Origin of the sequence: Okeania sp. SIO2F4, from assembly GCF_010672385.1 — a bacterium.
In the GTDB taxonomy this organism is placed as follows: domain Bacteria; phylum Cyanobacteriota; class Cyanobacteriia; order Cyanobacteriales; family Microcoleaceae; genus Trichodesmium.
Genome location: NZ_JAAHGT010000229.1, coordinates 1 through 11,524, shown reverse-complemented (window position 1 = coordinate 11,524; position 11,524 = coordinate 1). Strand labels below are relative to the sequence as shown.

10 protein-coding genes are annotated in these 11,524 nt (G+C 38.5%); 6 read left to right on the top strand and 4 right to left on the bottom strand.

Annotation, left to right across the window (positions count from 1 at the left end):
- The coding region (locus F6K22_RS16070; protein ID WP_293099621.1) for an efflux RND transporter permease subunit at positions 1-237 on the top strand (237 nt) is incomplete at its 5' end.
- 227 nt (positions 238-464) lie between these two features.
- On the opposite strand, the gene F6K22_RS16065 is transcribed toward F6K22_RS16070, so the two are convergent.
- A complete protein-coding gene (locus F6K22_RS16065; RefSeq protein WP_293099619.1) occupies positions 465-1,001 on the bottom strand; it encodes a hypothetical protein in 537 nt (178 codons plus the stop codon).
- A gap of 283 nt (positions 1,002-1,284) precedes the next feature.
- Here F6K22_RS16065 and F6K22_RS16060 point away from each other — a divergent pair, with 283 nt between their 5' ends.
- Complete coding sequence (locus F6K22_RS16060) at positions 1,285-2,703, top strand: helix-turn-helix domain-containing protein (RefSeq protein ID WP_293099616.1); 1,419 nt, start codon at positions 1,285-1,287, stop codon at positions 2,701-2,703.
- A gap of 223 nt (positions 2,704-2,926) precedes the next feature.
- Here F6K22_RS16060 and F6K22_RS16055 read toward each other — a convergent pair whose 3' ends face one another.
- Positions 2,927-6,772 carry a DUF4912 domain-containing protein gene (locus tag F6K22_RS16055; RefSeq protein WP_293099613.1) on the bottom strand — a complete coding sequence of 1,282 codons (3,846 nt, stop codon included), beginning with the start codon at positions 6,770-6,772 and terminating at the stop codon, positions 2,927-2,929.
- A 317-nt stretch (positions 6,773-7,089) separates the two neighbouring features.
- Positions 7,090-7,485, bottom strand: a complete 396-nt coding sequence (locus F6K22_RS16050) for a hypothetical protein (RefSeq protein WP_293099611.1) — start codon at positions 7,483-7,485, stop codon at positions 7,090-7,092.
- A 269-nt stretch (positions 7,486-7,754) separates the two neighbouring features.
- Between F6K22_RS16050 and F6K22_RS16045 the strand changes: the two genes are divergently transcribed.
- The 4 genes from F6K22_RS16045 (at position 7,755) to F6K22_RS16030 (ending at position 8,532) form a co-directional block, all read left to right on the top strand.
- Positions 7,755-7,898: a chlorophyll a/b-binding protein gene (locus F6K22_RS16045; protein WP_293099609.1), complete on the top strand. Its 144-nt coding sequence runs from the start codon at positions 7,755-7,757 to the stop codon at positions 7,896-7,898.
- A gap of 64 nt (positions 7,899-7,962) precedes the next feature.
- Positions 7,963-8,106: a chlorophyll a/b-binding protein gene (locus F6K22_RS16040; protein WP_293099609.1), complete on the top strand. Its 144-nt coding sequence runs from the start codon at positions 7,963-7,965 to the stop codon at positions 8,104-8,106.
- Positions 8,107-8,170: 64 nt separating this feature from the next.
- Complete coding sequence (locus F6K22_RS16035; protein WP_293099609.1) at positions 8,171-8,314, top strand: chlorophyll a/b-binding protein; 144 nt, start codon at positions 8,171-8,173, stop codon at positions 8,312-8,314.
- Positions 8,315-8,388: 74 nt separating this feature from the next.
- Positions 8,389-8,532 (top strand): chlorophyll a/b-binding protein, encoded by a 144-nt coding sequence (locus F6K22_RS16030; protein WP_293099606.1) that lies wholly within the window; start codon positions 8,389-8,391, stop codon positions 8,530-8,532.
- A 126-nt stretch (positions 8,533-8,658) separates the two neighbouring features.
- On the opposite strand, the gene cphA is transcribed toward F6K22_RS16030, so the two are convergent.
- The gene (cphA, locus tag F6K22_RS16025; protein WP_293099603.1) at positions 8,659-11,373 is read right to left on the bottom strand and encodes a cyanophycin synthetase; all 2,715 of its coding nucleotides are present in this window, start codon (positions 11,371-11,373) and stop codon (positions 8,659-8,661) included.
- Between the last annotated feature and the right edge of the window lie 151 nt (positions 11,374-11,524).

The following is an 11,524-nucleotide window of genomic DNA, read 5'->3' as shown; positions in this document are numbered from 1 at the left end:
GGAGCAGGAGGAGCAGTAAGAAGTCCAATGGCGATCGCTGTTATTGGTGGGTTAACTACTTCCACATTGTTAACATTAGTGGTGGTACCTGTGTGGTTTACTTACATTGATAATTTTCTCCATTGGTTGAATAAATTGTTTGGTGGTAAGGATAGTCGCCCCCAGTTGGATGTTTCTGTTAATGGTAATGGTAAGGATGCGAATGTGTTGAAAAAAGATTCTGTTACTAGAGTCTAGTTTTCTGTTGGTAAAGATTATAGGAATTTTAGTGGAAATGGTTAGTTCGATTAAGTGTTTGTAATTAAGCATTACAGCAGTTTTCACTTAGGTAGACTACAGTAGGGGCGAATGGCCATTCGCCCCTACAGGGTTTTGGTTATGACGATGTGGTTCATTAATCAGCAAAAGAGCTGTAAAGTAATAAGTAAAGTGAATTTTCCTGCTGTCTGACTTCCAACCATTCTCTAACTGCTAGAACTGGCGAAACAAAACTCCATAGTAACTCCTTCTTCTCCATTTTCTAGAACTTTGAAATTGAGTTTTAACTTAATAATCTTTTTACCAACTCCAATCAAGGTACCGATTCCAGCTCCAATTCCAGCTGAGAATGCCACAAATTCGGCTGAACCTGGAACGATAAAATCAACTGGTGCAGCAACCGCTTCTGTTTCTACTGCTGTTGTCAATGCTGTTGCACTAGCGTTATAAAATGCGTTAATAGCCACACCTAAAGCTGCACCAATAGCTCCAAACTTTTTAGCATCCTTAAGAACGTCAGTAAAAAACTTAATAGCAAGAGGATCAGATTCCTCAAGTTGCATCTTCATTCCTTTCTCATTTAGGATTTTTGCAATCTCTTTGAAACAACTCTCCTCTTTTTTTGCTATTGCCATAGAAAACGGTTCTTCTTTTTTTAAAAGTGCTTTTAATGCACCTTTGAATTCATCAACATTATTGAAACCTTCAATTTGATTACCGATCTGCATTTCAAAGTTGCTCATAATAATTTACCTCAATCAGTAGAGACGAACTGTAGTAGAAGACCATAATGCTTGGCTACAACCAGATGCAGTTACCCTAGTCTAAACTCCAGTTTTTTATAGTTTCACCAAGTAATCTAATACTTAATAATTTAACACAAGTGATACTAACACCCGCAATTCATAAAATCTCATAAATATCATGTGTTTTTAAGCTTCATTAGGTCATAAAAAATCAGATTATTTCATAAATATCAGAAAACATCATATATAATAGGAATAAATTCCTAGCTAAATTTGACCGATGATTTTTAATGAAGTATTGAAATTTGTTGATGATATAGTTTTCGACAGAACTGGCAAACACCTTGATAGTCTCCAAAAAGCAATATTACGCGCTACTTGGCAAGGGGAAAAATACTCAAAGGTTGCTCAAGAATACCACTGCACTAAATGTCATGTTGGTAATGTCGCTTCAAATTTATGGCAACTTATTTCTAAGGAATTAAATGAAAAAATTCATAAGTCAAATTTCCGTGCTGCGATGGAAAGATATCAAGTTTCTAATGTTTCAAATTACGGTAATTTTAACTTAGTACAAAAAGGTAATATTAACCTTTGTACAGACAACACCCATTCCCCAGAAACCAAACAAACATCAACCACTACACAAACAACAAACGAAAATAACACCCGACTACCAAAACTTGACCTCCGAGACGCACCAGATATCAAAAAAACATTCTACGATCGCTCCACCGAACTCACGACCCTCAAAACCTGGATACTCAAACATCGTTGTCGTCTCATCACCATTTCAGGAATAAGTGGTATTGGTAAAAGCACAATTATTCGTCACCTCATCCCAAAAATAGAATCTAATTTCGACCACATCATCTGGCGCACCCTCCGCACATCTCCACCCGTAAACGTAACTCTCAAAAATTTAATTGAAATTATCTCCAACGAAACAGAAATAAACCTCCCCAATAAAACCGACGCTCAAATTTCACTACTTATGGAAAAATTACAAGGTAACCGTTGTCTCATAGTTCTAGATGACGTACAACAAATACTCAGTAGTCGGCAACTTATTGGTAACTATAAATTAGGATATGAAAACTATGGCAACCTATTTAAAATTATCGGCGAACTTCCTCACAATAGTTGTTTTATTCTCAACAGTTGGGAACCACCTTTAGACATTCTCAGCTTGACAGATAATGACTCAGCAGTACGTTTATTTCAATTAACTGGTTTAACAGAAAAGGTGGCGCGTGGAATGCTGAAAAATAGAGAATTATTAGATGAAGAAAAATGGCAAGAGTTGATAAATTTCTATCAAGGTAATCCTCAATGGTTAAAACTTATAGGAGAGACAATTAAAAAATTATTTGGTGGGAGTGTAGCTCAATACTTAAGTTATCAACCCCTATTCTTATCTGATGAATTAACCAATATTTTACAGCAGCATTTTCAACGGTTGTCTGAGTTAGAAAAACAATTGCTATGTCAACTTAGCGAAGGAGCAAAATCTGTTTCAGTTTCCCAACTATTAGAAAAATATCAATTTTCATCACCAGAATTATTTCAAACATTACTATCTTTAGAAAGACAAGGTTTGATAGATAAAATTACAGAAGAAAATATGATTTTATTTATCGTTAAACCTGTCTTTAGACATTATATAAAAAATTATATTTCCCACCACGGCAATACCTAAAAATGTAGGTTGGGTAGAACGCAGTGTTTCGCTGCGCGACATGAAAAGCGGAGCTTCCCGGAGGGAAACCCAACAAAGCTTTTCAAGTCAAAAGTTAAAAGTCAAAAGTTAAAAGTGAGATGGGGAAAAATGTAGGTGGGAAAGCATTATTTTGGTTGGGTTTCGGGTTCCTCAACCCAACCTACAATTATTGCACTATTCCCTATTCCCTATTCCCTATTCCCTAGGGCGTAGCGCTATACAATCTAGCTACAGAAACAGTAAGTTCTCCCTCATTATCATCAGGATAAGTATCAACAAAGAAGCCATAAATAGTTGCCGTTTCCAAAACCTCTAACGTTAATGTTTCATTATATCCATTCAAAGTTGACCAGGTTTGCTCAACTGGAATTTTCGTCTTTTTATTCTTCACTTTTCCGCCACAAATCCACAGTAAAACCACTGGCTCACCAGATGGGCAAATATTAGAACCATAGCCAAATGTACCACTCTTAATCCGCACAATATAAATCCCTGGCTCAATAATTTGAGAAACAGCTTTTTCCTGAATTCCCCTGATTTGTTCATCATTTAGTAAATAGCAATTGTTGCGACTGTGGACAACTAAATGCTGAATTTCACAGTCACCAGGAGTAATGTTGCTTGTTTGTTTAGTTATTTCATTTTTGCTTCCTAATAGTTGAGAAACTGCACCAGCACCAATAGTTGTAGTTGCTGTAGAAGACAAAATTGTTCCTGTTGTTTTCACAGAATCAACTTCAGTAAACACAGGCATTCGCATCGGACTAGAACTAGCTATCTTCAGCCACTGGAAATTATCAGTAACATAACCAATCTCTGCGACATAATCAACATAGCCAACATTGCCAATATTGATATTTATTTCTTTCTTCTGACTAGACTCCTCACAATTGTATTGTTGTATATCGTGAGGTTTTTGTGACTCTAGATCGATATCTGTAACATCCAAAATCCGCACTTGGTATTGCCGTCCACCTTGTTGTTTGGCGGCATCTTTAGCAGTTTGAGCAACTCCCCAATAAGCATAAGCATTTTGATTACTACGAGGAACTATAGTAATCCAACTGGATTTCAATGCTTCTTTTGGGATAACTGGTGTAGCATGATTTAGATATTGCTGCGTACTTGTTGCCTCAGTAGAATCTGTAGTAACATTAGATACTGGCATTCGCAGTCGGTTTGAGCGAGCTAACTTTAACCATTCACCATCATCTGTGACATAACCTATTTCTGCTTGATATTCGCGATCGCTCATAACAACAGGGACTTGCATTTGCTTCTGAGTAGACTCATCACAATCATAAGCTTGTAGATTGCAGGCTGGTTTTGTGTTTAGTTCAATATCTGTAACATCATAAACTCGCAACTGGCATTGTTCTCCTCCTTGTTCTTTGGAAGAATTTTGAGCAGTTTGAGAAACTTTCCAAGCCACAATCATATTCTCTGCACCATCAGGAGTAATAGTAATTTGGCTGGGAGATGACATCAATTTCCATTTTGCTGTAGCTCCACTTACTAATCCTTTTTCTGTTGCTGTCCTGGTCTCTTTACTGACATATTCTTCTGGAATTAGCACTCTCTGAGAACGAGCCAACAGTAGCCACTGACCATCATTGGTAACATAACCTATTTCTGCTTGATATTCCCGATTAATCAATAAGTTGCCAACTTGCCACTGCTGATTAGACTCTTCGGAATCATAATACTTGACACTCTGAGCTGTTTGTGAGTCTAGGTCAATATCTGTCACATCATAAACTCGCAGTTGATATTGCTTACCACCATGTGATTTGGCTGCTTCCTTGTCTGCTTGTGGTACTGACCAAGTTGCTGATGCTGTTTGACTAGAGTTGGAACTCAGAGTTATTTTACTATTTTTTTCTTGGCTTGCCCAAGCTGCTACTAACCCTGCTATTCCTGCTATTCCTGCTATGGGAGCTACTCCCATACCAATACCACCAACACCTGTTTCATTTCCATCTTCTGGGGTGGCTTCAGTCGTGGGAGTTTCTGGAGTTACTTTAGTTGTTTGTTCTGGCGTTTCTACTAAACCTGCTATTCCGGCAATACCTGTACCAATATTACCAACCCCTGTTTCATTTCCATCTTCTGGGGTGGCTTCAGTCGTGGGAGTTTCTGGAGTTACTTTAGTTGTTTCAGTTACTGGTTGAGTAGTATCTACTTCTACTTCGGCTGCTAATAACTGCACTCGCTGAGAACGAGCTAACTTTAACCACTCACCATCATCTGTGACATAACCTATTTCCGCCTGATATTCTCGTTTAGTCTCTAGAGACTCTACCTCCCTTTGTGTGCTTGATTCTGATATATCATGCTGTTGCACACTCTCAGCTGTTTGTGAGTCTAGCTCGTCTATATCTGTCACATCATAAACTCGCAGTTGATATTGCTTACCACCATGTGATTTGGCTGCTTCCTTGTCTGCTTGTGGTACTGACCAAGTTGCTGATGCTGTTTGACTATGATTGGAACTCAGAGTTATTTGACTATTTTTTTCTTGGCTTGCCCAAGCTGCTACTAACCCTGCTATTCCTGCTATTCCTGCTATGGGAGCTACTCCCATACCAATACCACCAACACCTGTTTCATTTCCATCTTCTGGGGTTGGAGTTACTGGTGCATCAGTTGCCTCAGCAACTCCAGCACCAGTAACAGGAGTTCCCCCTACAGGGGGAGAGTCTGAATCTGTAGTTGTTCCTGGAGCTACTCCAGCTACACCTGTTCCTTCTGACTCATTTCCACGCCCTCTGAGCAGTCCCCATAGTAATGCTCCTATTAGGGGAATGCCCAACAACAGTAAAATCCACCAGGGAAATCCTTTTTTTTCTGTTTCTTTATTTGCATCACCAGTAGGTGCTTGCACCAGTGTTGTCTCAGTTTTATTATCTGGACTGGGTGCAGTTGCTACACCTCCAACAGTTGCAGAATCAGTTTCCTCCTGTTCGTTTAATCCTGTCTCAGTTTTATTATCTGGACTGGGTGCAGTTGCTACACCTCCGGCGGTTGCAGAATCAGTTTCCTCCTTTTTGTTTAATTCTGTCTCCGTTTGAGATTCGGCACTGGGTGAAGTTGCTACCTCTGAAGGCTTGGCTTTATTGACCGGGGTAATAGTTGCTAAATCACTTCTTCCCTGTTGGTCTAATGCTGCCACAACTTGTTGACCACCTTGAGAAGTAACTAAACCTAGAAATGCTAGAACTTCTGGAGAGGCAGCTTCTTTTTTGTAAACGTAGCTACGCGGTTGAGAGTATGGGTATAGGGGGTTATTCGGTAGGGTTTTGTGCATCGGAACAACCCGAACATTTTCTTTGTTCAGAACTTGGTCGGCGATCGCATAGCTAATTCCATCTTTACCTAATTCTTTGACTACTGCTGATGTATCATCCTCAGATAACTGAGTCGTGTTACTTCCTGTCCTAAACGGACTTTTTTTAAACACCTCATAGTTTTTGAGAGCTTCCCTGGTATCACTAGACTCTGGGCGATCGATGAAGCGAATGGGTACTTCTGGACCACCTACTTCTGACCAATTGGTTATTTCTCCCCGGAGTATTTTAGCAAATTGCTCAAATGAGAGGTTTTCTTGAAATGGGTTGTCTGGAGAAATTATAATAGCAATTTTGCCTCGATTCATGGGGACTTCAACTAATCCTTGGTTTTTTTCTCCAACAGTTAATTGACGTCCCACGGCTACTAAATCTGTTTCTCCTTTTAGGAGCGCTTCTAATACTCGACTTGTATCACTTGTTACCAGTTCAACTTGACCATTTGGATATTTTTCTTCATAACGTTGTTTTAGTGCTTGATTCATAACTAACATACTACTAGAGCCGGACAATCTGATTTTTGTGCCACTTGGTAGTGATTCAGGTAGTGGGTAGCTAGTATCTGAGTTGATAGATTGAGCTAGGATGGTATTGTTTAAAAAAGATAAATTATTAGCTGCTAATGGCTTAGGAGTAGAAGTTAAGGTTAGCAATACTACTGATATTTGAACTAATTTTTTGCTAGAGGAAGACATTTTCATCTGGCTTTTAGGTTTTTAGGTTGACAAAATATGGTTAAATTGACTTTGATAAATTCGCCTTAAATTTGACTATCAATTTCCTCTTAACCATTAGTTTTTTTTATAATGAATTGACAATTTCAAAATTTGCTAAATGAAGGTTAAATTGCCGATCAATAATTTCAGTAATTCTACCTTCAATTTAGCTGTGTTAGTCAGATATTTGTTAGCTGCAAAATATACTTTGCTGAAATATACTGTTGATTATGTAATATAAAAAACTTAGTCTATCCTAGTTTTTGGGAAATAATTATTCTTGGCTGATAGTTTGGTTTTTTTTACATTTTTACTATTGAAATTGTCAATTCTCCTTGATTATCTTCAACGTAACTATCAAAGAAAAATGCACAGATATTTGTTGTTTGTAGCACTTCTAAAGTTAATGTATCGTCATCACCATTTAAAGTTGACCAAGTAGCCTCTACTTCTAAGTTGGTTTTTTTATTGATAAACTTGCCACCATAAATCCACAACATGACAATAGGTTCACCAATATTATTGCCGTCATTTTTGTATCCAAATAAACCACTGCGGATTCTAATTACATAGGTTCCTGGTTCTAATTTTGTCGAAACTGCTGTTTCTTCCTGAATCTTGCGCATAGCTTCAGCATCAAGAGCATAACAGTTTTTTTTGCTGTCAATCTTCAGATCCGTAACTGTACAACCTTCCATATTTCTTTACTATTTCCTACTAAAATTTTCTACTCTTCTCAACTAAGGCCATTCCTAGTATTTATTTGAAAATCTAATACAACTGTCCAACAATTAATAATCAGTTAGAGGGATATCTTAGTTTAAGAATCGTTCTGTAGTTAGTTTACACCTGTTTAGTCCATCCCCTCACTGTTTGGCCTACTCAAAATATTAAATAATGTTGCCAACTTTTAAATTTTAAGTTAAGATATATTACATAAGCCTGAAATAAAGCAAGGATAATGATTATGGAAAATCAAGAAAAAAAGTTAGGTTTTACTGACTTTGCAGAAACTTGGAATGGTCGCTTGGCAATGTTGGGTTTTGTTATCGGTATCGCTACAGAACTCTTAACTGGTCAAGGTATTCTTTCCCAACTCGGTTTAATGTAATTTTTCCGACATTTTTTTGTTGTCTTTATTTGCACTTAACTGCAACTATTGGAGGTTTATTAATATGGAAAATCAAGAGAAAAAGTTAGGTTTTACTGACTTTGCAGAAACTTGGAATGGTCGCTTGGCAATGTTGGGTTTTGTTATCGGTATAGCTACTGAACTCTTGACTGGTCAAGGTATTCTTTCTCAACTCGGTTTGATGTAATTTTTCCCAAATTTTTTGATTATCTTTATTTGCACTTAACTGCAACTTTTGGAGGTTTATTAATATGGAAAATCAAGAGAAAAAGTTAGGTTTTACTGACTTTGCAGAAACTTGGAATGGTCGCTTGGCAATGTTGGGTTTTGTGATTGGTATCGCAACTGAATTGTTGACTGGTCAAGGTATCCTTTCCCAGCTTGGCTTAATGTAACTAATTCTGATTTCTTAAGAACTTTTCTGTTGTATTTACAAGAATTTAACTACACTAATTAGAGGTTAGTCATCATGGAAACTCAAGAGCAAAAAGCAGGTTTTACCAAATTTGCAGAGACTTGGAATGGTCGCTTGGCAATGTTAGGTTTTGTGATTGGTGTTGCTACTGAATACCTCACAGGTCAAAGCATTCTTTCTCAAATTGGTTTGATGTAATCAAGTTAGCTGCGATTCAGTTAAATTTGAAAACTGGAATATCAGCTTTGAAATACTAATTCTTAATAATATAAAAGGGGTTGAAAATCTCAACCCCTTTTTCAGTAGAACTTTGAAATATTTAACTTAATGCGCGATTGAAGTTTTTAACTCCTCTTCAGAGTCAGGAGACTTTATACTACTTTCCGGTAATTCAAGCTCTTTAACAGGGTTACGAGCTTCTATTAAACTGATAGCTCGGCTGACACTTTCCGGTAAAATTACTACTAAACTACCAGAAGAGGCACGGTCTAAAGCCGTATTAATTGCACTTGTCTCATCTAGAATTGATTCATAAATAGCTTTTGACTCAGAATCTTTTCCTTGACTCAAGAATTGCTCAACACCTTGATAAATTAGTTCCGCAGCATTTCCCCTGGGTCGTCCCCTAGTATCATCATCTTCTTTGATAATAATTTCATCAAAGATGTCTGCTGCTAGTTCCCCAAGAGAAACAAAATCTTCATCACGGCGATCGCCTGGTCCACCAACTACACCGATCCGTTTACCTGGCCAATTTCTGACAAATCCACCTAATGCCTCATAACTAGCAGGATTATGAGCATAGTCTACCAAAGCATGATAACTACCCATATTAAACATATTCATCCGACCCGGAGTTTGATCCACCGAAGCCACAAAGGTTGACAAACCTTCCCTAATATGCTCTATTTTGACTCCTTGGGTAAATACAGCCAAACAAGCTGCCAAAGCATTAGCAATCATAAATGGAGCTTTACCAGCCATTGTAATTGGCACATTAACTGCTTTTTCAATTCTTAAAGTCCAATCACCTTTCAAAATTGAAATATAGCCATTCTCATAAACCGCTGCCAGACCCCCCGCTTCTGTATGTTTTACTAACAGTTCGTTATTTGGGTCCATTGAGAAATAAGCAACTTGACCTTTGACTTTCTCTGCCATTGCTGCCACTAATGGGTCTTCAGCATTCAAAATTGCATATCCTTTAGGCATTACCGACTCAGCTACTACACTTTTTAGTTGAGCTAGTTGTTCTACAGTATCTATATCTCCAATACCCAAGTGGTCGGCAGCTACATTTAATACTATTCCCACTTCACAAGCTGAAAAGCCTAAACCAGAACGCAAAATACCACCCCGTGCCGTTTCTAACACAGCAACTTCTACTGTAGGGTCTGAGAGAATCAAATGGGCACTTTGAGGACCTGTATTATCTCCAGCTTCAGCCAAATACTCACCAATATAAGTACCATCAGTAGTCGTATAACCAACTACTTGACCTGTCTGCTTCATAATATGAGCCAATAGTCGCGTAGTAGTAGTCTTACCGTTAGTACCAGTAACAGTCAATATTGGTATTCGCCCATTTCTCGATCCGGGGAATAACATATCCATTACTGCCCCCGCCACATTTCTTGGTAGACCACTACTAGGAGCAACGTGCATCCGGAAACCAGGGGCAGCATTAACTTCTACAATAACTCCGTCCACTTCTCGTAGTGGTTTAGAAATATCTTCAGTAACTACATCTATACCTGCAATATCTAGACCAATTATCTTAGCAGCTCTGGATAATAGCCAAACATTTTCCGGGTGTATTTCATCAGTGCGGTCTACTGCTATACCCCCAGTGCTGAGGTTAGCTGTTGCTCTTAAAAAGCAAATTTCTCCTTTTCTCGGTATTGAATCTATGCTGTATCCTTGTCTTGCCAGGATAGCAAGGGCAGATTTATCTACCGTGATTCTAGTCAGGACGTTATCATGTCCATCTCCTCTTTGAGGATCTCTATTAGTTTCTTCAATCAGTTCTGATATTGTAGACTTACCGTCTCCCACTACATGGGCAGGAACTCGTTCAGCCACAGCTACAACTTTGCCATTTACTACTAACACCCGATGGTCTTTACCTGTGTAGTAACGTTCCACAATTACACTTTTTGTTTTGGAAGCAGCACTGGCCAGGTCGTATGCTTCTTCTGCCTCTTGCCAATTTCTCACATCTATGGTAATACCACGACCATGATTTCCATCTAGAGGCTTAATTACAACAGGGTAGCCTCCAACATCTTCAATGGCATCTTGAAGTTCATCAAAGTAGCGAGTAACTGTGCCACGAGGTACTGGTATTCCTGCATCTTTAAGAATTCTTTTTGTGCCTTCTTTGTCACAAGCAAGTTCTACACCAAGAATTCCTGTTTGGTTGCTGAGAGTTGCTTGAATTCTTTTTTGGTTAACCCCGTAACCAAACTGAATCATAAACCGAGCAGCTAGTTGAGTCCAAGGAATACCTCTTGCTTCTGCTTCTTTCACTATAGCTTCTGTACTTGGACCCAAAGATGCCTGATTTTTGAATTCCTTCAGGTCTTCTAAATCTTGCTGTAATTCTGTTGGAGGATATGTACCTGTCTCAACAATACTTTGGCAGAGTCTTACTGCTGCTCTTGCTGCATACCGACCTGCTTGTTCATTTTCGTATTCTATTACTACCTGAAATATTCCTGGAGTAGATGTTTCCCTGGTCCGACCAAAACCAACTGGCATTCCTGCCAGTTGTTGAAATTCTAGGGCAACGTGTTCGATGACATGGCCCATTAATGTTCCTTTTTCTACACGACTTAGGAAACCACCCTTGACTCCAGGCGAACAGTGGTGTTCTACCAGACTTGGTAGAACCTCGGTTAATCCTTTGTAGAAACCACGAATGTCAGATGTATATTTTTCGTAAAGGTCTTCTAAGTCTAGACGCATAACCACCAGTTTATGGCGGCGAATGCTCCAGTAGTTTGGACCGCGTAATGTCTGGAGTTTGAGGATTTTCATAGGAGGATTTAAAGGTGATGCTTAGAATCAGAGAAGCAACGTCAGTTTTCTTTTTAATTTCAGCTCAGACCATTGGTTAAACTGTTTACTACAAACTTTTTTTCAGGATGCACTAATCCTTTCTGCTGTACAATACCTACAAAATTTCGGC